The following is a 22,047-nucleotide window of genomic DNA, read 5'->3' as shown; positions in this document are numbered from 1 at the left end:
GCCACCACCTCCATGACTCGTCGGCCGCCCGCTCCGGGCTGCCCTCTGCACCACCAGCGTCTCCGGGAAGCCGCCCGCCCGGGCAGGGGCTGCGTGGCCCGCGGAACGGGCCGAACGGCCCTCGGACGTGCTGCTCGGGCGGGGTGGGCCCGCAGCGCAAAGAGAGCCCACCGGAACCCGGTACTGGGCCACTCGGCCCATGGCGGGGGCGGGCGGGTGCCCGACGCTGAAGGTGTCGCGCGACACGAGCACGTCGCGCGGAGCGAGCACAAGGGAGGACGCCATGCACGGCACTCCGCACATCGTCAGCGATGTGATGACCAGCACCGTCGTCGCCCTCGGCCGCGGAGCGACGTTCAAGGAGATCGTGAAGACCATGCAGAGGTGGAAGGTCAGCGCCATGCCCGTGGTGGAGGGCGAGGGCCGGGTGGTCGGTGTGGTCTCCGAGGCCGATCTGCTGCCCAAGGAGGAGTTCCGCGACGGCGACCCGGACCGGTACACCCAACTGCGGCGGCTGGCCGACCTGGTCAAGGCCGGAGCCGTGACGGCCGAGGAACTGATGAGCGCACCGGCCGTCACCGTCCAGGCACACGCCTCGCTCGCACAGGCTGCCCGGATCATGGCGCTCCACAAGGTGAAACGGCTGCCGGTGGTCGACGCCGAAGACGTGCTGCGGGGCATCGTCAGCAGGGCCGACCTGCTGAAGGTCTTTCTGCGCAGCGACCAGGACATCGCCGGGGAGGTCCGGCGCGACGTCGTCGGCCACCTGTTCCCCGCCGAGGCCGAATCGATCCGGGTCGAGGTGCGCGAAGGAGTCGTGCGGCTCACCGGAAGGATCGCCGATACCGCCCTCGTGCCGATCGCCGCACGGCTGGTGCGGGCGGTCGAGGGCGTCGTGGACGTGGACTGCGCGCTGATGGGGCCGCGCCGGCGACCGGACCTCGACCCGGACCTGCCGGACAGCGAGAGGACCGCGCCGCCCTCGGGAGTCGGCGGCGCGTCATGAGACGGCGCCCCAACCGGCAGGTGCCGGGGGGACGTTGGGGCGCCAGGGCCGACCGGACCCCGTACGGATCCGGTCGGCCCACGCGTGTCCCGGCCCGGCGCGGGACGCTGGAAGTGAAGAAGAAGAGGAGGAGGGGACATGACTGGCATGATCGAACGGCTGCCGGGCTGGCCGACCCTGCCCGACCTGTTCGGCTGGGTCGAGACCGGTTTCCCAGGGGCGCACACGGTCCCCGGAACGTACGGCATCCGCGTCGAAGAACACCTGGCGGACGAGAAGTACGTGCTGCGGGCGGAGCTCCCGGGCATCGACCCCGCCAAGGATGTCGAAGTCACCGTCGCGGAAGGCGTTCTGACCCTGCGGGCCGAGCGCAGTGAGGAGACGACACACAAGTACCGCACGGAGTTCCGCTACGGCACCTTCGCCCGCTCCGTCCGGCTGCCGGCCGGGGCCAAGGGCGACGAGGCCGGTGCCGAGTACAAGGACGGCGTCCTGACCGTCACGATCCCGGTGCCCGAGCCCAAGACGGGCACGAGGACCATCCCGGTGCGGCAAGGCTGAGTGCGGGGGGCGCTCGGCCACACCCGCGGTGCGCGGCCGGTACGCCGGCCGCGCACCCCTCTGCCCGGGCCGGACGGCAGGGCCGGGCGGACCGTCACCGGGGTCCTTCGGCCCAGCGACCGGAACACCCGGCTCCGGCAAGGGTGGAGACACACGCAGTGCAGGGAGAAGAACCATGAGTGTCTCCACTCGTATCGCGATCATCGCCATAGGCGATCCGGACCGGCACGACGACGGCGTGCCGCGAGCGGTGCTCTCCCGGCTGCGGGAGCGGGCCACCGAAAGGCCACTGCCCCCGGGCACCCTGCTCACCTCATGCGACCCCGACCCGGCGCGGCTGATCCGGCTGTGGGAGAACACGGAACTGGCCGTCGTGCTGGAGCCCGCCCACGCCCGCCCGGGCCACCCCGGCCGCATCTACCGCCTGGAACTGGACACGGCGGCGCTGTGGCGGGCCGGAACGATGCACCCACACGGCCTGGGCGAAGCCGTCAACGTGGGCAGGGCGCTCGGGCGACTGCCCGGTCACCTGGTGGCGTACGCCGTGGACGGCGCGGACACCTCGCTCGGCCGGGGGCTTTCCGAACCCGTCGCCGCGACGGTCGGGCACCTCGTCAGCTGCGTCGAGGCGGAGATCTCCCGCCATCGGGCCGCGGTAGCACGGGACTTGGCCGGCACGCCCGGCAGCGAGGACGGGCCCGGCCATGAAGGACGGGAAGGCCCATCCGCATCTCGCGGATCCTGATTGCGCGGTGCGCGGCCGCCGGCCGTTTCTCCGCGCCTTTGCCGGGTGCTTCCCGTCACCTCCAGCACAACACGAGGACACCGGACACGCCAAGGTCACTCGGCCCCGGATCACGGGCTCCGAGCGGCCCAGCAAGAGGGTGAGGTCGGAGATGAAAGGCTACGTTTTCCACGGCCCCGGGCAGGCGGCCTGGGAAGAGGTCGCGGACCCCGGCGTCGAGGAGGCCACCGACGCGATCGTGCGGGTCGCCGCCGTCACCATCTGCGGCACGGATCTGCACATCCTCAAGGGGGATGTGCCCGAGGTGCGCCCCGGTACCGTGCTGGGGCACGAGGCGGTCGGTGAGATCGTCGAGGTCGGCAGCGACGTGCGGACGGTACGGCCCGGGGACCGGGTCCTGGTCTCCTGCATCAGCGCCTGCGGACGCTGCCGCTACTGCCGAGAGGCCGCGTACGGCCAGTGCCGGGGCGGCGGAGGCTGGATCCTCGGCCACCTGATCAACGGCACCCAGGCCGAGTACGTCCGGGTCCCCTACGCAGACCTCTCCGTACACCCGCTGCCAAGCGCGGTGGACAACGAGGACGCCGTGCTGCTGGCCGACATCTTCCCGACGGCCTACGAGGTCGGCGTACTCAACGGCCAGGTACGTCCCGGAGACACCGTCGCCGTGGTCGGGGCGGGGCCCATCGGCCTGGCCGCGATCGCAACGGCCCGGCTGTTCGCCCCGGAGCGCATCCTCGCCGTGGACCTCGCCGCATCCCGCCTCGAGGCTGCGAGGAAGCTCGGTGCCGAAGCGGTGGCCGACGCGAGCGAGGCGCCGGAGCAGCTGATCGCCGACCTCACCGACGGGCTCGGTGCGGATGTGGTCATCGAGGCGGTCGGCGTGCCGGAGAGCTTCGAGCTGTGCACGCGCATGGTGCGCCCGGGCGGGCACGTGGCCAACGTCGGTGTGCACGGCAAGCCGGCCACCCTCCATCTGGAAGACCTGTGGATCAAGAACGTGACGATCACCACCGGCCTGGTCGACACACGCTCCACCCCCACGCTGCTGCGGATGGCGGCGGCCGGACGGCTGCCGACCTCGCAACTGGTCACGCACGGCTTCCCGCTCGACCGCATGGAGGAGGCGTACGAGGTCTTCGCCCGCGCCGCCGAGACCGGCGCGCTCAAGGTGGTGCTCGGCGGGCCGCAGCGCGAGGTCGTCCCCCTGCCTGCGGCATGACGCAAGCCGGAGCAGACGCCCCGGCCGGAGCAGTTCCGTTCATGGTTCACGTGCGGTAGTTCCGGTGGTGATCGGCATTGCCCATGAAGTGCTTTTCGATGATCGTCTCGCCTTCGCCTGGCCGACTGACCGCCCTGGTGTGTTCATGAAGACGATCAGGCCCAGGACGCCGGCCGCCAGGAGGACGAAGCCCACCACGAACGAGCTGTACCCGAAGATCAGGCACGCGCCCAGTACGGCCGCACCGATCAGCAGGATACGGCCGCACCGATCAGCAGGAGAGGGCACGGGCCTGGGCCGAGCGGCCCCGAGCGGGGGCCGAAGCGCCCCTGCTGAGGCGGGGCCGCCGGTGCCACGGTGGGAGTTGAGCTCCGTGCTGAGCTCTCGCACAGACCGACGAAAGGCGGTGGGGAAGATGGAGCTGCCCCTGGTCGTGGGCGTCGACGGATCCGACGGGAGCCTCGCAGCGGTCGACTGGGCCGTGGACGAAGCGGCCCGGCACGGACTGCCGTTGCGCCTGGTGTACGCCTCGCTGTGGGAACGCTACGAGGGCGCAGTGCCGTCCAACAGCCTTGAACGTCCGTCCGAGCAGGTGATGGCGGAACATGTCGTCGCCTCCGCCGCGGAGCGTGCCGGGCGGCGCAACCCCGACGTGAAGGTCACCACCGAGGTGCTCCCCGAGGAAGCGGTCGCAGCGCTTCTGCGTGAGGGCAACAACGCCTCCGTACTGGTGACCGGCTCGCGCGGGCGCGGCGAGCTGGCGGGCCTGCTGCTCGGCTCGGTCGGCCTGGCCGTGGCCGCCCGCGCCCATGGTCCGGTGATCGTCGTCCGCGGCGACAAGGTCGCTCTGCAGGGGACCCATGAGCGGATCCTGCTCGGCGCGGGGGAGCCGGCGACCGGAGGTGAGGCCGTGCGGTTCGCCTTCCGCGAGGCCGAGGCGCGTGGATGCACCCTCGACGTCGTGCGCACCTGGCGCTGTCCCGCACACGAGAGTGCCGACCACCCGCGGCCGGCGGAGGACCCCGCGCACCGCCACGAGGAACAGGCGTCCGCGACGCTCGACGCCCTGCTCGCAGACGCGATCGCTGACCACCCGGGGGTTCTGGTGCGCCGCGTCACGGTCGAAGGGTCGGCCCGCAAGGTGCTGCTGCGCCGCTCGGCCGCCGCAGACCTCGTGATCGTCGGGGCGCAGCGCCGTACCGGCCACGGCGGCCTCCAACTGGGCCGGGTGGCGCACACGTTGCTGCACCACGCGGACTGCCCGGTTGCGGTTGTGCCGCAGCAGGTGTGACCATGCACCGCTCTGTGAATGACCTCGACGACGTCCGCGCCGGTTCGGCAGCGCCCCAAAGGGGCGCGGGGCCGAATCCATGTGCGGCTCCGCCGCGGGGCGCGACCAGCCACAACGAGGTCGCGGACGATCGGCGGCACAACGGCCCGCGGCGGAGCCGCACACCGGCACCACCCGCGGAGCGCCTCGCACCGGTGCTGCGGGATGTGCGGGCCGCCGTCTTCGACACCGACGGCGTCATCACCGACTCGGCCCGGGTGCACGCCGCCGCCTGGAAGACGGCCTTCGACGCCTTCCTGCGCGCGCACCCGCCTCAGGATCCAGGGCTGCGCCGCCCCTTCGACGTGCGCGACGACTACCTGCGCCATGTGGACGGCAAGTCCCGACTCGACGGCGCCGCGGCCTTCCTCCGCGCACGCGGCCTCGACCCGTCGGAAGAGACCGTGCGTGCCGTCGCCGCGGACAAGGAGCGCCTGTTCACCGAGCGGCTGCGCGAGCACGGCGTCGACGCGTACCCGGGAACGGTCCGGCTGGTACATGCCTTCCGCCGCGCCGGGATACCCCGGGCCGCGGCCTCCGCGTCCCGCCACGCCGGCGAGCTGCTCGACCGGGCCGGGGTACTCGATCTCTTCGACGTGCTCGTGGACGGTGGCGAGGCGGCCCGGCTGGGGTTGCCCGGCAAACCACGGCCGGACCTCTTCCTCGAAGCGGTCCGCCGGCTCGGCGTCCCCGCAGCACGCGCCGCCGTCGTGGAGGACGCTCTGGCGGGCGTCGAGGCGGGCCGCCGGGGCGGGTTCGCCCTGGTGATCGGCGTGGACCGCACGGACGGCCCGGACACCGCGCAGCGGCTGCTGCACCACGGCGCCGACATCGTCGTGTCCGACCTCGCCGAACTGGTCGTACAAGGAGAGCCGACGTGACGGGCCGGACCTGGGAGTACGAGGGCTACGAGCCGGCCGACGAGCGCCTGAGGGAGGCGCTGTGCGCGCTGGGCAACGGCTACTTCGCCACCCGGGGAGCGCTGCCCGAGTGCGCCGCGGACGAAGTGCACTACCCGGGCACGTATGTAGCGGGTTGCTACAACCGGCTCACCTCCGACGTGGCGGGCCGCCAGGTCGAGAACGAGGACATGGTCAACCTGCCGAACTGGCTGCCGTTGCGCTTCCGCCTCCCCGGCGGGCGGTGGCTCACGCCCGACACCGCGACCGTGCTAGAGCACCGCGAGACCCTGTACCTGTCCTCGGGGCTGCTGGAGCGCCGGACGAAGTACGGCCTCGGCGAGGAGCGGGCGCTGACGGTCCGTCAGCAGCGGCTGGTGCACATGAGGGACCCTCATCTGGCGGCGCTGCGCACCGAGTTCACGGTCGAAGGACACGTGGGCCGGCTCGACGTCGAGGCGGCCCTCGACGGCGGCGTCACCAACAGCGGCGTGCCCCGCTACCGGGACCTCGACGGCCGCCACCTCACCCACGTGCACACCGGAACCGCCGCCCCGGACACCGTGTGGCTGCGCTGCCGTACCCGCACGTCGGACCTCCGCATCGGCATGGCGGCACGCCTCACCGCCGACGCGTCCGTCACGATCAGCCACGAAGTGCCGTGCGCCGTCCAGCGGTTGAGCCTGGACCTGGCCTCCGGCCGCACCGCCGTCGTCGACAAGACGGTCGCCCTGCACACCTCGCGCGACCCGGCGATCAGTGACCCGCTCTTCGCCGCCGTGGACCGGGTGACCCGGGCGCCCGGCTTCGACGACCTCCTCGAATCCCACCTCACGGCCTGGGACCAGCTCTGGCGCCGCGCCGACCTCGAGGTGGACGGGGAGGCGGGCCGCATCCTGCGGCTGCACCTCTTCCACGTCCTGCAGACACTCTCGCCGCACACCGCCGACCTCGACGTCGGCGTACCCGCCCGCGGACTGCACGGCGAGGCCTACCGCGGACATGTCTTCTGGGACGAACTGTTCGTCCTGCCCTACCTCAACCTGCACTTCCCCGAGGTCTCCCGCGCCCTGCTCCGCTACCGCCACCGCCGCCTCGAACAGGCCTGCACCGCCGCGCGGTCGATGGGCCGCCGGGGCGCGCTGTACCCCTGGCAGAGCGGAAGCGACGGACGCGAGGAGACCCAGAAGCTGCACCTCAATCCCCGCTCGGGACGCTGGCTGCCCGACCACTCCCGGCTCCAGCACCACGTGGGCTCTGCCATCGCGTACAACGTGTGGCAGTACTGCGAGGCAAGCGGAGACGCCGAGTTCCGCAACACCAAAGGCGCCGAGATGCTGCTGCAGATCGCCCGCTTCTGGGCCGACTCGGCCGTCTACGACGAGAAGCTCGGACGCCACCGCATCAAGGGCGTGGTCGGCCCCGACGAGTACCACGACGCCTACCCCGGCGCGTCGGAGCCCGGCCTCGACGACAACGCCTACACGAACGTCACGGCCGCCTGGGTGCTTACGCGCACGCTCGAACTGATGCAGTCGCTGCCCGAGCCACGCCGGCGCGAACTCGTCGAACGCACCGGGCTCGACGGGGGCGAACTCGAACAGTGGGAGGGCGTCTCCCGCTCCCTTCACGTGCCCTTCCACGACGGTGTCATCAGCCAGTTCGAGGGCTACGGCGACCTCGCCGAACTCGACTGGGACGGCTACCGCGGGCGGTACGGCGACATCCGGCGCCTCGACCGGATCCTGGAGGCGGAGGGTGACACCGTCAACCGCTACCGGGCCTCCAAACAGGCCGACGTCCTGATGCTCGGCTACCTCTTCGCACCGGCCGAACTGCAGGGCCTGTTCCGCAGGCTGGGGCTGCGGCTCGACGAGGACATGTGGCGGCGTACCGTCGACCACTACCTGCAGCGCACCAGCCACGGCTCCACGCTCAGCGGGCTGGTCCACGGCTGGGTCCTGGCCCGGGCCCGGCGGGCGGAGGCGTGGAATTTCTGCCTGGAAGCCCTCCGGGGCGACGTCGCCGACGTCCAGGGCGGCACCACCGGTGAGGGGATCCACCTGGGCGCCATGGCCGGCACCCTCGACCTCGTCCAGCGCGGACTGACCGGCCTGGAGACGCGGGGCGGCGCGCTGTGGCTCGATCCGGTGCCGTTGCCCGAACTGTCCTCTTACGGCTTCGCGCTGCGCTACCACGAGCACTGGGGCGTACGGCTGAGGCTGGGGCGCGGTCTGCTGGAGATCGCGGTGCCGTCGTCCGACGGCACGCCCATCGACGTACGGCTGCCGGACCGGGCGGTCTGCCTGCAGCCGGGGGAGACGGGCCGGCTGCTGCTCGGGGACTGAGGGCGAACGGGGTCAGGCTTGGGCCGGATGGGCCCGAACCGACACCGGGCGGCCCATACCCGCTGGTCGCGCGGGGTGTGAAGGTGGCTGTGAGAAGCAGTCCGAGACAAAGGAAGCGGCCCGCGATGTACTGGAACGGTCACGACATGAACGGATGGGGCTGGTTCACGATGTCGATCGGCACGGTCCTGCTGTGGGCCCTGCTCATCACCGTGGCCGTGCTGCTCTTCCGCACCCTGAACCGGGCCCCGCAGCCCCCCAGTACCCCTACCGCCGCCTCGCCGGAGCAGGTGCTCGCCGAGCGTTTCGCCCGGGGGGAGATCGACGAGGAGCAGTACCGCCGAAGCCTGGCCGTGCTGCGCGGGGACGGCCCCACCCTCGCCAAACACTGACAGAACCGCCGCCCGTCCGAGGGAGGTGCGCCCCATGCCGGCGCGACCACTCGACATGATGAACATCACGAGCCTGGTGGCCGCCGCCACGGCCGCGCCCTCCCTGCACAACGCGCAGCCGTGGCGATTCCGCCATCACACCAAGGTCGGCACGATCGAACTGCGTGCCGACTTCGAGCGCGCCATGCCGCACACCGACCCCGGCAACCGCGGCCTGCACATCGGCTGCGGCGCGGCTCTGTTCAACCTCCGTGTCGCCGCGGCCGACAGCGGCCTGCACGTCGATACTCATCTGCTGCCCGATCCCGCCGACCGGGAGCTGCTCGCCGTCGTGCACCTGGACGACAGCCACCGGCCCGACCGCGACCTCGCGACGCTGTTCCCGGCGATCGCCCGCCGGCACACCAGCCGCCATCCGTTCCAGGACAAGCCGATCCCGGCCGCAGTCCAAGACGCCCTGCGCGACGCCGCGCTCGGGGAAGGCGCCCAGCTGGCCTTCCCCGCCGCCTGGCACGTGGAGTCGCTGCTGGAACACGTCCGCGACGTCGAGGGGCGCGACAGCCTGCACCCCGAGCGTCTCGAGGACGTGCAGCGGTGGACCCGCATCGGGGCGGAGAGCGCCGGCACGGCCGTGGACGGCATTCCCGAAGGGGCCTTCGGGCCGCGCAAGCAGGGTGGCCGCGCTCCGGTCCGTGACTTCGCCGGCCGTCAGCCCGTGCCCGGCCGTCCGGCGGCTGTGTTCGAGACCACCCCGCACCTGGCACTGCTGGGCACGCACAACGACCACCCCGACGACTGGCTGCGCGCGGGACAGGCGCTCGAGCGGGTCCTCCTGCTGGCCACGCTCGACGGTCTGGCCACCTCCCTGACCTCCCACGCACTGGAGCAGGCGGACCTGCGGGAGCTGGCCCGCGATCCACGGTCGGCCATGGGATTCGTGCACATGGTGCTGCGCCTCGGCTACGGGCCCGCGGGGACGGGGGCACCGCGCCGTCCCGTGCACGAGGTACTGGAGATCGGCTGAGCGCACGGCCGGACCCACGAGAGGGCCGGTCGCCGCGTCCCCCTGGGCCCGTCGGCCCAGTGCGGCCAAGGTCAGGCAGGCGAAGGCTGAGAACCGTGACAACCGCAGACGAGGGAGGGGCACCATGAACGGTCCGGTCGTGGTGGGAGTGGACGGCTCGCCGTCGGGTCTGGCGGCCGTGGAAGCCGCGGCGTGGGAGGCCGACCGGCGCGGCGTGGGCCTTGAGCTGGCGCACGCCCTGACGTGGTCCGAGGAGCTGGTGCCGGCTGGTGTGGCGCCCTGGGATCCTGCCGCCGGCGGGCTGCGGGACCGGGTGAACGAGGCACTGGCCGATGCCGAGTGGCGGGCCCGACGGGTGGCGCCCGACCTGGCGATCACGCGTGAAGTCCTCGTCGGCGAGCCGGTGACGGTGCTCGGGTCCGAGTCGCGCGCCGCGTCCCTCACCGTGGTGGGGAGCCACCCCGCGCACGGGATGCGGGAGCGCCTGCACGGTTCGGTCGCCGGTCATCTGACGGCCCGTGCGGGCTGTCCGGTGCTGGTGATGTGCGGCAGGCACAGCCGGACCGGCCCCGTCGTCCTGGCGCAGGACGAGGCACCAGGGGCCCGCGAAGCCGCCGAGTTCGCCTTCGCGGAGGCCTCGGAGCGCGGTGCGGACCTGGTGGTCCTGCACCGGACACCGGCCGTACGTGCCCTGTCCGCGCTGCGCGAGCAGTATCCGGACGTCGTCGTGCGCACCCGCCCGGCCCGGGGCCGCCGGCATCGCTCCCTGGTCGAGGCGAGCGTCGGCGCTCAGCTCGTCGTGGTCGGCGTACGTCGGCGCAACGGCAGCGCGGCCGCACTGTCCGGCCCCGACGGCCGGGCGATCCTGCGGCACGCACACTGCCCCGTCGCTCTGGTCCCGTACGGCAAGGTGTGATCAGTGCGCGGGTCGGTCGCCCGTCTCCGGCTGGTCCAGGTGCGTGGCGAGGACTGCGGCCTGCACGCGGCGTTGCACTCCGAGTTTGGCCAGCAGCCGCGAGATGTGGTTCTTGACGGTCTTCTCCGACAGATAGAGCTGCTTGCCGATCTCACGGTTGGTGAGTCCGTCCCCGATCAGCGCGAGGATCTCCCGCTCGCGCGGCGACAGGCCCGCCAACTCGGGTGCCACGGCGGGGGCTTCGGCGGGCTCCGTGCGCAGGGAGCGCATGAGCCGTGCGGTGGTGGCCGGGTCGAGCATGGACTGGCCGGAGGCGACGGTGCGGACCGCCGAGATCAGGTCGGAGCCCTTGATCTGCTTGAGGACATAGCCGGAGGCACCGGCCATGATGGCGTCGAGGAGCGCGTCCTCGTCGTCGAACGAGGTGAGCATCAGCACGGCGAGCTCGGGCATCCGGCTGCGCAGCTCCCGGCAGACGGAGATGCCGTCGCCGTCGGGCAGACGGACGTCCAGGACGGCGACGTGGGGACGCACGGCAGGTGCACGGACGAGGGCGTGCTCGACGTTCTCGGCATCGCCGACGACGCTGATGTCGGGTTCGCCGTCCAGCAGGTCGGCCAGCCCGCGTCGGACGACCTCGTGGTCATCGAGCAGGAAGACGCGGATCGGGTCCTGCGCCGTGAAGGTACGTGCCTCGGTCATGTCGGCCCCTCGTTCCCCGGGTGTATGACGCACGGGCTGCGGGCCGCACGTCACAACGATCATCACCCGTGGCGACCGGACGCACTAGGGCCGACCGGCCCCACTCGCCGTCACCGCACGCCGACCGGCCCCGTGACCCGAAGAGAGGCGGCTGCCTCTCCCGTGAACGGCGATCTGGTGAGACCTTTTAGGTGTGTCCGTCCTCATTGCGCCCGTAAGGGGGTGTGACCGATGCGAAGGGTCAGACGCGCGAAGGTCCTGGGGTGGCGCTGGCGGAGCAACCCGCTGCGGCGGCGCAGCGATGTGGTGGAGGCGTGGATCGTGCTGGCCGCCTGGACGGCCGCGACGGCCGGAGCGGTTGCCGCCGGGATGGTCGGGGCGCAGGCCGCACAGCGCGTGGTGAACGAGGACCGGGCGGGCCGTCGGCCGGTGCCGGCTGTGGTCGTGAAGACCGTGGCCGGATCCGGGCGGGACGTCGTCACCGGTGTGCGGTTCGACCGGGTGCTGGCCACGGTGCGCTGGAGCGACGGTAAGGGAACGGTCCGTACGGGCACGGTGGACGTGAAGCCCACGGCGAAGCCGGGCAGTGGGGTCCAGGCCTGGACGGATGGACGCGGCCACCTGGTGTCGGCACCCGTGAATGCCGGCGAGGCGGCGACACGTGTCGTGCTGGCCGGCGGCGGAGTCGGGCTGGCGACGGGGCTGACGGTTCTCGGCGGCGGGCGGTTGGTGCGGCTGCGTGTGCAGCGGCGGGCCACTGAACGGTGGGGCGCCGAGTGGGAGCGGGTCGAACGGGAGTGGGGGCACAGGACCGGCTGAGACATCCGGTCGGCAACCGGGACGGCGGCGCCGGTCAGATGGCAGCCCGATCCTGTCCGTCGAGCGCGAACTCCACGTCCACGACCCCCTCGACCGCCCGGACCAGGCGTGCGGCCACCGGCACGAGGGAGGTGTCGCGGACCCGGCCACCGAGCGTCACGACCCCGTCGTGGACTTCGACGCGTACCGCCGAGGCCGGTGCCGGGAGCAGGTACGAGACGATTTCCCGCCGCACCTCCTCGGCGATCTCCTCGTCGTCGCGCAGGAACACCTTGAGCAGGTCCGCCCGGCTGACGATGCCCTCCAGCCGCTCGCCGTCGCCGACCACCGGCAGACGTTTGACCCGGGCCCGGGCCATCTCCCGCGCGGCCTGCGCGAGCGTGGCGTCCGCCCGGACGGTGAGGGCGGGTGAGGTCATCAACTCGCCGGCGGTGACCGAGCCGGCCTTCGCGAGGTCGGACAGCCGCCGCAGCTGTGTGTACCGGTCGGGATCGCTGTCGCGGAACTCCTCCTTCGGCAGCAGATCGGCCTCGGAGACGACACCCACGACCCGGTTGCCGCCGTCCACCACGGGCACCGCACTGACCTTCCGGTCCTGCATGGTCCGCACGATGTCCTTGAAGACGGCCTCGCGGCCGACGGCGGCTACGGTGCGGGTCATCACGTCACTCACGATGTGCGGGGATGCGTGCACGACGCCTCCTTGATCGCTCGAGTTCAGCGGAGCGTCCCGCTGCCGTAGGGGGCGTAAAGGTCGAGCAGCCGCACCCGGGCCGCCTGCAGCCGGTGGGCCACGACCTCGCCCACCCAGCGCGCGACGGTCCGTCCGAACGCGGGATCCTCCTCGCAGATCGTCCGCACGGTCGTGGCGTCGAACTCGTACGCCCGCAGCGGCGAAGCCGCCTCGGCGCCGAGGTGCCAGGTGTACGGAGGGAACAGCCAGGACCAGCCGACCAGTTCGTTGTGCCCGAGGGACTCGATGACGGCCGCCCGGCGGCCGGGCACGCGCATGTCGAGATCGACCGTGCCGGTGCGGATGATCCAGAACCGGCCGGCGTGAGCGCCCTCCTCGAAGAGCCGGGTGCCCTCGGGGAACGACACCTCCCGGGCGATCTGCATCAGCCGCTGCCGGTGCTCGGCAGGCAGCGCCCGCGGCATGCTCGTGGTTGCGGGAGCGTTCATGGCGTGCCTCCACTCAGGCGTACGGACCTACCACCACCAGCGTGTGCGCGCGGTCCGGAACGGACCAGGGGCCACCCGGCCCCACGATCGGGCCGACCGGCGGGGCGCCCCACCCCTTTGACGCGCTGTGCCGCCCGCCCGGCCGCAGTTCGATGGTGGTGAGAGAACCAGACAGAGCGGGAAGGGGGAAACATCATGGGTACGAGCCTGACTCCGGAGTTCTGGCGGCAGTCCGCCGTTCTCCTGGTGATCGCCATGGCGGTCACGTTCGTGCTCACCGCGGCACTCGACGCGCTGGTCCTGCGGGCGCTGCGGTGCCGTGCCGCACGGCGGCTGTCGGACACAGGGACGTCCGCAACGACCGGGATGACCGGGACGACGACGCGCCGGCCTGTAGTGCGCACGCCCGTGAAGAACTGACCGGCCTAAGCCTCGCGGCACCACGTCCGATACGCCGCCACGGCGGTCGGCAGGGTGGGAAAGATCAGGTCCCTGCCCACTGCTTCGGCCAGCCCGTACGCCTCCAGGTCGTCCAGGAGGTCCTGTTTCACCCGGGCGAGGGCGAACACGATGCCGCGGCGGGTGAGTTCGCGGCGCACCTCGTCGACCGAGTCCAGGGCGGTGATGTCCACCTCCACGTTCGCCTCGGTGTTGAGGACGAACCAGCGGACCGGTGTGGTCTGTTCGTCCACCGCGGCCAGGGCCCGGCGGTGGAAGTCCTGCGCGTTGGCGAAGAAGAGCGGGGAGTCGTAGCGGTAGACGAGCAGGCCCGGGACGGTGCGGGCCTGCGGGTAGTCGTCCACGTCGTGCATGCCGGCCACGCCCGGCACCAGCCCCTCGACCGCGTCGTGCGGGCGTGCCACTCGGCTCAGCAGCTCCGCCACGGACAGCCCGACGGCGACGATCACGCCGTAGAGGATGTCCAGGGTCAGCACCCCGGCCAGGCAGCCGAGGGCCAGCAGCAGTTCGCGCCGCCGGAAGGAGGCCAGTCGGCGAAAGCCCGCGAGGTCGATCATGCGGACGGCGGCGTACACCACGATCGCGCCCAGCACGGCCGACGGCGTGTGGGTCAGCAGTGGGCTGAGGAACAGCAGCACGGCGACGACCACCAGACCGGCCACCAGCGAGTACACCTGACTCCGGGCTCCTGTCGAGGAGGCGAGCGCGGTGCGGCTGGCGCTGCTGCTCACCGGGAAACCGTGCAGACAGGCGGCTCCGAGATTGGCTGCCCCGAGGGCCAGGAACTCCTGGTCGGCATCCAGCTCCGGGCCGTCGTCGTCGGCAGCGGTGAAGCCGCGGGCGGTGAGAATGAAGTCGGTGTAGGCGACCAGGAGGACGCCGAGGGCGGGCAGCACCAGGTCCGGCAGCTGAGTCATGTCCGGCAGGGCGAAGTCGGGCAGACCCGCCGGGACGGCGCCGATCACCTTGATACCATGCCGGCCGTCCAGGTCGAAGGCAGCCACACACGCAGTGCCCAGCACCAGGACCAGCAGCGGTCCGGGCGCCAGGGGGAGCCATCGCCGGACCGCGAACAGGAGCACGATCGTGACGGCGGAGAACCACACCGTGGCCGGGTGGGCCTGCCCCAGGTGCCGCAGGAAGGACCACAGCTGAGGGAAGAACGTCGAGCCGGTCGTCGGTACCCCGGTCAGCTTGGGCAGCTGGTCCACGACCATGATCAGGGCCACGCCCGCCAGATAGCCGATCAGTACGGGACGGGACAGCAGATCGGCGACGAAGCCCAGACGGAGCACCCGCGCGGCCAGGCAGAGCAGACCGACCGTGGCCGCGAGCGCCGTGGCCAGCGTGGCGTAGCGGCCCGGGTCGGAACCGGCGAGGGGAGCCACCACGGTGGCCGTCATCAGCGCGGCCGTCGTCTCGGGGCCCACCGACAGCAGCCGTGACGTGCCCAGCAGGGCGTACAGCGCGAGCGAGGGCAGGATCGCCCACAGTCCCGTGACCGGCGGCAGTCCGGCCACGCTTGCGTACGCCATCACCTGCGGCACGAGATAGGCGGCCACCGTGACCCCGGCCAGCAGGTCGCCGCGCAGCCACGCCCGCCGGTAACCGAGCAGCATGACGAGTCCCGGCAGCACCTGTCGCCAGGCCCCCGGGCGATCGAGGAGGGGGCCGACACCGGGCACCGCCCGCCGCCCTGCGGATCTTCGCACCATGGCCCGCCTTTCGCCGTCCGGCCCAGGATCCAACAGCCGCGCGCACCGCCGCAGCACTCTTGCCGCGATGGGGCCGGTCGGCCCCCGCTCAGGACCAGCGGCCCCTGCACCGGACCCCCTCCCGGAGCCGACGCTGGGAACGGATCAAACCGGGAGGTGGAGATCATGATGCCCCGTACCGTCACTGTGGGTCTGGACGGGTCGCCCGAGAGCCGCGCCGCCGCCGAATGGGCCGCCCGCGAGGCGAGTCTGCGCGGCCTGCCACTGAGGCTGGTTCACGTCTGGGAGGCCGCACCTGACCCGATCGCGCAGGCACCGCTGCTCGGTGCCGAGACGCTCCAGCACTGGACCGAGCGGGTTCCCCGCGAGGCCGCGGAAGGGCTGCGGCTGCGTCACCCGGGCGTCGAGGTGATCACCGAGCAGCTCACCGGACGGCCCGCCGAGGTCCTGGCCGGCCACGCGAAGGAGGCCGAACTGCTCGTCATGGGGTCCCGGGGCCTGAGCGGGATCGGCGGCTTCCTGATCGGCTCGGTCGGCTACGAGGTCGTCGCGCACGCCGACCGCCCCGTCGTTCTGGTGCGCGCCGGTGTCCAGGCCGCGGACGAGCACGAGCCGGACCCGGCGGGCGTCCCTTCCGCCGCGGCTCCCTACCTGCCCGTGCTGCTCGGCCTGGACACCGATTCCCCCGACGACGCACTGATCGAGTTCGCTCTCGACGAGGCCGCCCGCCGGTCCACCTCCCTGCGGGTCGTCCACGGCTGGAACCCGTCGCCGTACATCTCCTACGGCGTCCCCGCGGACTACGAACTCCACCGGTCGCTGGCCCGGCAGCACGCCGACGCCCTGACGGAAGTCATGCGCCCCTGGCGGCAGAAGTTCCCGGACATCACCATCTCCGAGGAGTCCCGATACGGCAGCCCCGCGAGCCTCCTGGTCGACGCCTCCGGCGATGCGTCCCTGGTCGTCGTCGGCCGGCGGCACCGGCACCGCCCCCTCGGCGCGCACATCGGCCCGATCACGCACGCGGCCCTGCACCACGCCACCGCTCCTGTGGCCGTCGTGGCCCACGACTGACCCACGCCCCTCTGACAGGAGCTCAACAACCATGAAGGCAGCAGTCGTACAAGCCCTCGGCGCCCCTGTGGTGATCGAGGACCGGTCCGACCCCGAGCCGGGCCCCGGCCGGGTCCGCATCCGCGTCGAGGCCTCCGGGCTGTGCCACACCGACATCCACGCCGCCCACGGCGACTGGCCCGTCAGGCCCGAGCCGCCGTTCGTGCCCGGCCACGAAGGCGTCGGTCTCGTCGAGAAGCCCGGCGACGGCGTCAGCCACCTGAGCGTGGGGGACCGGGTCGCCGCGCCGTGGCTCGGCAAGGCCTGCGGGCGGTTCGACCACTGTCTGTCCGGCTGGGAGACGCTGCGCGAGCGGCAGATCAACACCGGGTACGGCACCTCGGTGATCGGCTCGATCGTGGGCACCCGGCAGGACCTCGCCGAGGTCTTCCCGCGGCATGCGGCAGGCCGCACCAGGGTCAGCCACGAGACCCTCCCCCAGAGGGGGGACCCCCAGCTCGCCGCGGTCGACGAGGCCATCGACGAGGTGCTGCGCGGTCAGGTCAAGGCCCGCATCGTGTTCGGCCTCGGCGCGGGAAGGTGAGAACGATGGGACTTCCTCTGGTCGTGGGCGTGGACGGCTCCGAGCCGAGCCTGCGTGCCGTCGACTGGGCGGCCGACGAGGCCACGCTGCGCGGGCTGGAGCTGCGGGTCGTGTACGCCTCGCTGTGGGAGCGCTACGAGGGCACAGCCCTGGCCACGGACCTCGGGAAGCCGTCCGAGGCGGTACTCGCGCAGGACGTGACCGACCTCGCGGCCCGGCGGGCGCACGAACGCCATCCGGAGCTGAAGGCGACGCCGGTGGTGCTGGCGGAGGAGCCCGAGTACGCCCTGGTGCACGAGGGGCGTCAGGCCTCCGCGCTGGTGGTGGGCAGCCGTGGCCGCAGCGGCGTCGCGGAGTTTCTGCTCGGTTCCGTCAGTCTGTCCGTGGCCGCGCACGCCGATTGCCCGGTGATCGTGCTGCGCGGCAACCACGACAAGCAGGCGGTGCCCGGCACCCACGGACGTGTCGTCCTGGGCGTCGGCGAGGACGGCGCCGAATCGGCGGCCGTCCGCTTCGCGGTCGACGAGGCGCGCCGCCGCGGGGCGCGTCTGGAGGCCGTGCGCGCCTGGCGGTCCCCCGCGCACGAGAGCACCGACCACCCGCTCATGGCAGGGGAACCCGCCCGGCTGCACGAGGAGCAGGCCGTGGCGGCGCTGGAAGGGGCGCTGCTCGACGTGCCGGCGGACGCCGACCTGCACCGCCGCACCGTCGAGGGCCATGCCCGCAGGGTTCTGACGGACCTCTCGCGCGATGCCGACCTGCTGGTCGTCGGGGCCAGGCGGCGCGAGGGGCGCTTCGGGCTCCAGCTCGGCCGCGTCGCCCACGCGGTACTGCACCACTCCGCCTGCCCGGTCGCCGTGGTACCGCAGAGGGCGTGAGCGCCGTGTCCGGATTACAGGTTCGCCGCGTGATCGGGGACGTACGTCTGCAGGTCACGCGGCGAGCGTTCGTAGCCGGTCGAGGCCGGCCGGTCCGGCAGCTCCAGCACCGGGGGCGGCACGTCGTGATACGGCAGGGAATCCAGCAGATGGGCGATCATGTTCAGCCGTGCCCGGCGCTTGTCGTCGCTCTCCACGACGAACCATGGCGCCTCGGCGATGTCGGTGTGCACCAGCATCTCGTCCTTGGCCCGGGAGTACGCCTCCCACCGGGTGATCGACTCCAGGTCCATCGGCGACAGCTTCCAGCGCCGCAGCGGGTCCTCCATACGGCTACGGAAGCGTGCCTGCTGCTCGGTGTCGCTCACCGAGAACCAGTACTTGCGCAGCACGATCCCGGCCTCCACCAGCATCCGCTCGAAGATCGGGCAGTGCCGCAGAAAGAGCTGGTGCTCCTCTTTGGTGCAGAAGCCCATCACATGCTCGACGCCGGCCCGGTTGTACCAGGACCGGTCGAACAGCACGATCTCCCCGGCGGCCGGCAGATGCTCGATGTACCGCTGGAAGTACCACTGGGTGCGTTCGCGCTCGGTCGGCTTCGGGAGGGCCGCGATCCGGGCGACACGGGGGTTGAGGTGTTCGGCGACCCGCTTGATGGTGCCGCCCTTGCCGGCCGCGTCCCGTCCCTCGAAGACGACGACGAGGCGGACGCCCTCCGCACGCACCCACTCCTGCAGCTGCACCAACTCCGTCTGCAGGCGCAGCAGTTCCTTCTCATACGTCCTGCGCGGCACCTTCGCCGCCTTCTTGCCGGCCATGCCGCCTCCACCGCCCCGTTGCCCCACGCCGATGACTTCCGGAGTCCCTGATGCCCAAGGTCGAACACCAGAACAGCAGCACCGTACTGACCGACGACGAACTGCGCACCCTGGACGCGCACTGGCGTGCCGCCAACTACCTGTCCGCCGGACAGATCTACCTCATGGCCAACCCGCTGCTGCGTGAACCGCTGCTGCCGGAGCACATCAAGCCGCGGCTGCTCGGCCACTGGGGCACCTCGCCCGGTCTGAATCTCGTCCACACCCACCTCAACCGCGTCATCAAGGCCCGCGGCATCGACGCCCTGTGCATCTGGGGCCCGGGCCACGGCGGACCGTCCGTGCTGGCCAACTCCTGGCTGGAGGGCAGCTACAGCGAGACGTATCCGGACGTCGGGCGGGACGGGGCCGGAATGGAGCGCCTGTTCCGCCAGTTCTCCTTCCCCGGCGGCGTGCCGAGCCACGTGGCGCCGGAGACTCCCGGCTCCATCCACGAGGGCGGTGAACTGGGCTACTCGCTCTCGCACGCCTACGGGGCGGCCCTGGACAACCCGAACCTGCTGGTCGCCTGTGTGATCGGCGACGGCGAGGCGGAGACCGGACCGCTGGCCGCCTCCTGGCACTCCAACAAGTTCCTCGACCCGGTCCACGACGGTGCCGTGCTGCCGATCCTCCACCTCAACGGCTACAAGATCGCCAACCCGACGGTGCTGTCCCGCCTGCCCGAGCACGAGCTCGACGAGCTGCTGCGCGGCTACGGCCATTCGCCGATCCACGTCAGCGGCGACGACCCGGCCACCGTCCACCGTGCGATGGCGCTGGCGATGGACGACGCCCTGGACCGCATCGCCGCGCTGCAGCAGTCGGCCCGCGAGGACGGCGTGGCGGAGCGCTCGCACTGGCCGGTCATCGTGCTGCGCACCCCCAAGGGCTGGACCGGACCCGCCGAGGTCGACGGGGTGCCGGTCGAGGGCACCTGGCGTGCCCACCAGGTCCCGCTGGCCGGCGTACGCGAGAACCCGGAGCACCTGCGGCAGCTGGAGGCCTGGCTGCGCTCGTACCACCCGGAGGAGTTGTTCGACGCCGAGGGCCGGCCGGTCGCCGACGCGCTCGCCTGCGTCCCCGAGGGGGCCAGGCGTCTGGGCGCCTCCCCGCACGCCAACGGCGGCCTGCTGCTGCGCGACCTGCCCGTCCCGTCCCTCGACCGATTCGCCGTGCCCGTGGACAAGCCGGGAACGACCCTCCACGAGCCCACCCGGGTCCTCGGCGACCTCCTGGAGAAGGTCATGGAGGCGACCTCGGCCCGCCGCGACTTCCGGGTCGTGGGTCCCGACGAGACCGCCTCCAACCGGCTCCAGGCCGTCTTCGACGCCAGCGGAAAGGCATGGCAGGCCCAGCAGCTCCCGGTCGACGAACACCTCGACCGGCACGGCCGTGTGATGGAGATCCTCTCCGAACACACCTGTCAGGGCTGGCTGGAGGGCTATCTGCTCACCGGCAGGCACGGCCTGTTCTCCTGCTACGAGGCCTTCGTGCACATCGTCGACTCGATGGTCAACCAGCACATCAAGTGGCTGAAGACTTCCAGGCAGCTGCCGTGGCGCGCACCGATCGCCTCCCTCAACTACCTGCTCACCTCGCACGTGTGGCGCCAGGACCACAACGGCTTCTCCCACCAGGACCCCGGCTTCGTCGACCACGTCCTCAACAAGAGCCCCGAGGTCGTACGGGTGTACCTGCCGCCGGACGCCAACACGCTGCTGTCGGTGGCCGACCACGCGCTGCACAGCCGGGACTACGTGAACGTGATCGTGGCCGGCAAGCAGCCCTGCTTCGACTGGCTGTCCCTGGACCAGGCCCGCGCCCACTGCGCCCGCGGAGCCGGCATCTGGGAGTGGGCGGGCACCGAGAACGGCGGTGAGCCGGACGTCGTCCTCGCCTGCGCGGGGGACGTGCCCACCCAGGAGGTGCTCGCCGCCGCTCAGCTGCTGCGCCGGCACCTGCCCGACCTCGCGGTCCGCGTGGTCAACGTCGTCGACATGGCCCGGCTGATGCCGCGCGAGGAGCACCCGCACGGCACGAGCGACTTCGAGTACGACGGCCTGTTCACCGAGGACAAGCCGGTGATCTTCGCCTACCACGGCTATCCGTGGCTGATCCACCGGCTCGCCTACCGGCGCACCGGCCACAAGAACCTGCACGTGCGCGGCTACAAGGAGTCCGGCACCACGACCACGCCGTTCGACATGGTCGTCCGCAACGACCTGGACCGCTACCGGCTGGTCATGGACGTCATCGACCGCGTGCCCGGGCTGGCGGTGCGCGCAGCGGCCGTGCGTCAGCGCATGGAGGACACGCGGCGGCGCCACCACGACTGGATCCGCATCCACGGCACCGATCTGCCGGAGGTCGCGGACTGGACCTGGAGCGGCTGAGCAGGGACTTCTCGACGGGGACCGATCGGCCCATGCGTTCGCGGCTCCCGTGACCGAGCCTGGAAGAAGGCGGCGTCCCTCCGGGAGATCTTCGAGTCGAGAGGCAAGGGGGTGTCGGGCCATGGCACTGACGCGTCCCACCCGGTCGAGCAAGATGCGGTTGTGGCGGTGGCGGCGCAATCCCCTGCGTCGGCACAGCGACGCCGTGGAGGCCTGGATCGTCCTGGCCACGTGGATCATCGCCCTCGCGGGCGGCCTGCTCGCGGGCTTTGCGGCGGATGCGGCCATGCAGGACAGCCTCGCCGCACGACGCGCTGCCGTGCACGCCGTGTCGGCCGAGCTCACCCGGAATGCGGACAGGACCGCTTACGTGTCGACGGACGGTGGTGACACGGTGTGGGGAAAGGCCCGCTGGACGGCCGCCGACGGATCCACCCACACGGGCCTGACACGCGTTGACCCGAGCAGCACCGCGGGCACCCCGGTCACCGTGTGGGTCGACAGGCGGGGGGAGTTGGCCACCCGGCCTCCTGGCCAGGGGGAGGCGCGCGGGCAGTCGGCGCTGTCGGGTGCGCTGGCCGCCGCGGGTGCCGCCGGCGTGGCCGCGGGCTGCGGACGGCTGACACGGCGACGGCTCGACCGGCGGCGCATGCGCGCCTGGGAGGCAGAGTGGGAGCGCGTCGGCCCCCAGTGGCGGAAGAAGATGAGCGGATGACTGATTCGCCGCGGCCGACGGGATGCGGGATCCCTTTGCCGAGGTGCACGGCGAGCGAAGGAGGACGCCTCGGGTCTGCCTGTGCCGACGGGCCTCGACGGGGCGGAACGCAGCCTGGACGCCCCCGACCGGGCGGCCCGGGAAGCGGCGCCGCGCAGTGTTCCGCCGCGTGCATGCCTCCCCACCGCTTCCGGGCGATGCGTTCCCGGCCCCGGCCGCGGGAA

At 72.1% G+C, this 22,047-nt stretch carries 22 protein-coding genes; 17 read left to right on the top strand and 5 right to left on the bottom strand.

The features are described from left to right. The first annotated feature begins 283 nt into the window (after nt 1–283). From LJ657_RS14055 to LJ657_RS14010, 10 genes are all read left to right on the top strand, one after another. Nucleotides 284–1,006: a CBS domain-containing protein gene (locus tag LJ657_RS14055; RefSeq protein WP_232648919.1), complete on the top strand. Its 723-nt coding sequence runs from the start codon at nt 284–286 to the stop codon at nt 1,004–1,006. A 138-nt stretch (nt 1,007–1,144) separates the two neighbouring features. Further along, nucleotides 1,145–1,567 carry an Hsp20/alpha crystallin family protein gene (locus tag LJ657_RS14050; RefSeq protein ID WP_232648918.1) on the top strand — a complete coding sequence of 141 codons (423 nt, stop codon included), beginning with the start codon at nt 1,145–1,147 and terminating at the stop codon, nt 1,565–1,567. 175 nt (nt 1,568–1,742) lie between these two features. Next, nucleotides 1,743–2,312, top strand: a complete 570-nt coding sequence (locus tag LJ657_RS14045) for a hydrogenase maturation protease (protein WP_232648917.1) — start codon at nt 1,743–1,745, stop codon at nt 2,310–2,312. Between the two features lie 151 nt (nt 2,313–2,463). After that, entirely contained in the window at nt 2,464–3,534 is a 1,071-nt protein-coding gene (locus LJ657_RS14040) for a zinc-dependent alcohol dehydrogenase family protein (RefSeq protein WP_232648916.1), read from the top strand. A 415-nt stretch (nt 3,535–3,949) separates the two neighbouring features. Beyond that, complete coding sequence (locus LJ657_RS14035; protein WP_232648915.1) at nt 3,950–4,825, top strand: universal stress protein; 876 nt, start codon at nt 3,950–3,952, stop codon at nt 4,823–4,825. A gap of 2 nt (nt 4,826–4,827) precedes the next feature. Beyond that, entirely contained in the window at nt 4,828–5,745 is a 918-nt protein-coding gene (locus LJ657_RS14030) for an HAD family hydrolase (RefSeq protein WP_269786467.1), read from the top strand. Continuing rightward, nucleotides 5,742–8,111: a glycoside hydrolase family 65 protein gene (locus LJ657_RS14025; protein WP_232648914.1), complete on the top strand. Its 2,370-nt coding sequence runs from the start codon at nt 5,742–5,744 to the stop codon at nt 8,109–8,111. Before LJ657_RS14030 ends, LJ657_RS14025 begins: the two co-directional genes overlap by 4 nt. A 125-nt stretch (nt 8,112–8,236) precedes the next feature. Next, nucleotides 8,237–8,503, top strand: coding sequence for an SHOCT domain-containing protein (locus LJ657_RS14020; RefSeq protein ID WP_232648913.1), 267 nt, complete (start codon nt 8,237–8,239; stop codon nt 8,501–8,503). A gap of 34 nt (nt 8,504–8,537) precedes the next feature. Further along, the gene (locus LJ657_RS14015; RefSeq protein ID WP_232648912.1) at nt 8,538–9,527 is read left to right on the top strand and encodes an Acg family FMN-binding oxidoreductase; all 990 of its coding nucleotides are present in this window, start codon (nt 8,538–8,540) and stop codon (nt 9,525–9,527) included. Nucleotides 9,528–9,651: 124 nt separating this feature from the next. Beyond that, nucleotides 9,652–10,443, top strand: coding sequence for a universal stress protein (locus LJ657_RS14010; RefSeq protein ID WP_232648911.1), 792 nt, complete (start codon nt 9,652–9,654; stop codon nt 10,441–10,443). Here LJ657_RS14010 and LJ657_RS14005 read toward each other — a convergent pair whose 3' ends face one another. Continuing rightward, nucleotides 10,444–11,145: a response regulator gene (locus tag LJ657_RS14005; RefSeq protein WP_232648910.1), complete on the bottom strand. Its 702-nt coding sequence runs from the start codon at nt 11,143–11,145 to the stop codon at nt 10,444–10,446. 231 nt (nt 11,146–11,376) lie between these two features. Between LJ657_RS14005 and LJ657_RS14000 the strand changes: the two genes are divergently transcribed. Next, entirely contained in the window at nt 11,377–11,964 is a 588-nt protein-coding gene (locus tag LJ657_RS14000) for an Rv1733c family protein (protein WP_232648909.1), read from the top strand. A gap of 34 nt (nt 11,965–11,998) precedes the next feature. On the opposite strand, the gene LJ657_RS13995 is transcribed toward LJ657_RS14000, so the two are convergent. Both LJ657_RS13995 and LJ657_RS13990 read right to left on the bottom strand, forming a co-directional pair. Then, a complete protein-coding gene (locus LJ657_RS13995; RefSeq protein WP_232648908.1) occupies nt 11,999–12,658 on the bottom strand; it encodes a CBS domain-containing protein in 660 nt (219 codons plus the stop codon). Between the two features lie 23 nt (nt 12,659–12,681). Then, on the bottom strand, nt 12,682–13,146 hold the full coding sequence (locus tag LJ657_RS13990) for a cyclic nucleotide-binding domain-containing protein (protein WP_232648907.1): 465 nt from the start codon (nt 13,144–13,146) through the stop codon (nt 12,682–12,684). A 195-nt stretch (nt 13,147–13,341) separates the two neighbouring features. On the opposite strand from LJ657_RS13990, the gene LJ657_RS13985 reads away from it, so the two are divergent. Then, complete coding sequence (locus tag LJ657_RS13985; RefSeq protein WP_232648906.1) at nt 13,342–13,566, top strand: hypothetical protein; 225 nt, start codon at nt 13,342–13,344, stop codon at nt 13,564–13,566. A gap of 5 nt (nt 13,567–13,571) precedes the next feature. Here the strand turns inward: LJ657_RS13985 and LJ657_RS13980 are convergent, their stop codons facing one another. Continuing rightward, on the bottom strand, nt 13,572–15,224 hold the full coding sequence (locus tag LJ657_RS13980; protein ID WP_232649226.1) for a SulP family inorganic anion transporter: 1,653 nt from the start codon (nt 15,222–15,224) through the stop codon (nt 13,572–13,574). Between the two features lie 264 nt (nt 15,225–15,488). Between LJ657_RS13980 and LJ657_RS13975 the strand changes: the two genes are divergently transcribed. From LJ657_RS13975 to LJ657_RS13965, 3 genes are read left to right on the top strand one after another with little or no spacing between them, the layout of a single operon-like run. Further along, complete coding sequence (locus tag LJ657_RS13975) at nt 15,489–16,394, top strand: universal stress protein (RefSeq protein ID WP_232649225.1); 906 nt, start codon at nt 15,489–15,491, stop codon at nt 16,392–16,394. 31 nt (nt 16,395–16,425) lie between these two features. Further along, entirely contained in the window at nt 16,426–16,977 is a 552-nt protein-coding gene (locus tag LJ657_RS13970; RefSeq protein ID WP_232648905.1) for an alcohol dehydrogenase catalytic domain-containing protein, read from the top strand. 5 nt (nt 16,978–16,982) lie between these two features. Then, complete coding sequence (locus LJ657_RS13965) at nt 16,983–17,855, top strand: universal stress protein (protein ID WP_232648904.1); 873 nt, start codon at nt 16,983–16,985, stop codon at nt 17,853–17,855. A gap of 14 nt (nt 17,856–17,869) precedes the next feature. Here the strand turns inward: LJ657_RS13965 and ppk2 are convergent, their stop codons facing one another. Then, a complete protein-coding gene (gene ppk2, locus LJ657_RS13960; RefSeq protein ID WP_232648903.1) occupies nt 17,870–18,673 on the bottom strand; it encodes a polyphosphate kinase 2 in 804 nt (267 codons plus the stop codon). A gap of 50 nt (nt 18,674–18,723) precedes the next feature. Between ppk2 and LJ657_RS13955 the strand changes: the two genes are divergently transcribed. Beyond that, the gene (locus tag LJ657_RS13955; RefSeq protein WP_232648902.1) at nt 18,724–21,108 is read left to right on the top strand and encodes a phosphoketolase family protein; all 2,385 of its coding nucleotides are present in this window, start codon (nt 18,724–18,726) and stop codon (nt 21,106–21,108) included. 121 nt (nt 21,109–21,229) lie between these two features. Then, complete coding sequence (locus tag LJ657_RS13950; protein ID WP_232648901.1) at nt 21,230–21,823, top strand: Rv1733c family protein; 594 nt, start codon at nt 21,230–21,232, stop codon at nt 21,821–21,823. Nucleotides 21,824–22,047: the final 224 nt, after the last annotated feature.

Origin of the sequence: Streptomyces guryensis, assembly GCF_021261325.1 — a bacterium.
In the GTDB taxonomy this organism is placed as follows: domain Bacteria; phylum Actinomycetota; class Actinomycetes; order Streptomycetales; family Streptomycetaceae; genus Streptomyces; species Streptomyces guryensis.
The sequence above is the reverse complement of the archived record's forward strand: the minus strand, read 5'-3'. Positions and strand labels throughout refer to the sequence as shown.

Bases quoted from the DNA above. Each gene is read 5' to 3' on its own strand.
- LJ657_RS13990 (WP_232648907.1), bottom strand. From the start codon at position 13,146: ATGAACGCTCCCGCAACCACGAGCATGCCGCGGGCGCTGCCTGCCGAG.
- LJ657_RS14040 (WP_232648916.1), top strand. From the start codon at position 2,464: ATGAAAGGCTACGTTTTCCACGGCCCCGGGCAGGCGGCCTGGGAAGAG.
- LJ657_RS14030 (WP_269786467.1), top strand. From the start codon at position 4,828: ATGCACCGCTCTGTGAATGACCTCGACGACGTCCGCGCCGGTTCGGCA.
- LJ657_RS14045 (WP_232648917.1), top strand. From the start codon at position 1,743: ATGAGTGTCTCCACTCGTATCGCGATCATCGCCATAGGCGATCCGGAC.
- LJ657_RS14050 (WP_232648918.1), top strand. From the start codon at position 1,145: ATGACTGGCATGATCGAACGGCTGCCGGGCTGGCCGACCCTGCCCGAC.
- LJ657_RS13965 (WP_232648904.1), top strand. From the start codon at position 16,983: ATGGGACTTCCTCTGGTCGTGGGCGTGGACGGCTCCGAGCCGAGCCTG.
- LJ657_RS14010 (WP_232648911.1), top strand. From the start codon at position 9,652: ATGAACGGTCCGGTCGTGGTGGGAGTGGACGGCTCGCCGTCGGGTCTG.
- LJ657_RS14055 (WP_232648919.1), top strand. From the start codon at position 284: ATGCACGGCACTCCGCACATCGTCAGCGATGTGATGACCAGCACCGTC.
- LJ657_RS13980 (WP_232649226.1), bottom strand. From the start codon at position 15,224: ATGCTGCTCGGTTACCGGCGGGCGTGGCTGCGCGGCGACCTGCTGGCC.
- LJ657_RS14000 (WP_232648909.1), top strand. From the start codon at position 11,377: ATGCGAAGGGTCAGACGCGCGAAGGTCCTGGGGTGGCGCTGGCGGAGC.
- ppk2 (WP_232648903.1), bottom strand. From the start codon at position 18,673: ATGGCCGGCAAGAAGGCGGCGAAGGTGCCGCGCAGGACGTATGAGAAG.
- LJ657_RS14015 (WP_232648912.1), top strand. From the start codon at position 8,538: ATGCCGGCGCGACCACTCGACATGATGAACATCACGAGCCTGGTGGCC.
- LJ657_RS13970 (WP_232648905.1), top strand. From the start codon at position 16,426: ATGAAGGCAGCAGTCGTACAAGCCCTCGGCGCCCCTGTGGTGATCGAG.
- LJ657_RS13975 (WP_232649225.1), top strand. From the start codon at position 15,489: ATGCCCCGTACCGTCACTGTGGGTCTGGACGGGTCGCCCGAGAGCCGC.
- LJ657_RS14005 (WP_232648910.1), bottom strand. From the start codon at position 11,145: ATGACCGAGGCACGTACCTTCACGGCGCAGGACCCGATCCGCGTCTTC.
- LJ657_RS14035 (WP_232648915.1), top strand. From the start codon at position 3,950: ATGGAGCTGCCCCTGGTCGTGGGCGTCGACGGATCCGACGGGAGCCTC.
- LJ657_RS13950 (WP_232648901.1), top strand. From the start codon at position 21,230: ATGGCACTGACGCGTCCCACCCGGTCGAGCAAGATGCGGTTGTGGCGG.
- LJ657_RS13955 (WP_232648902.1), top strand. From the start codon at position 18,724: ATGCCCAAGGTCGAACACCAGAACAGCAGCACCGTACTGACCGACGAC.
- LJ657_RS14020 (WP_232648913.1), top strand. From the start codon at position 8,237: ATGTACTGGAACGGTCACGACATGAACGGATGGGGCTGGTTCACGATG.
- LJ657_RS13985 (WP_232648906.1), top strand. From the start codon at position 13,342: ATGGGTACGAGCCTGACTCCGGAGTTCTGGCGGCAGTCCGCCGTTCTC.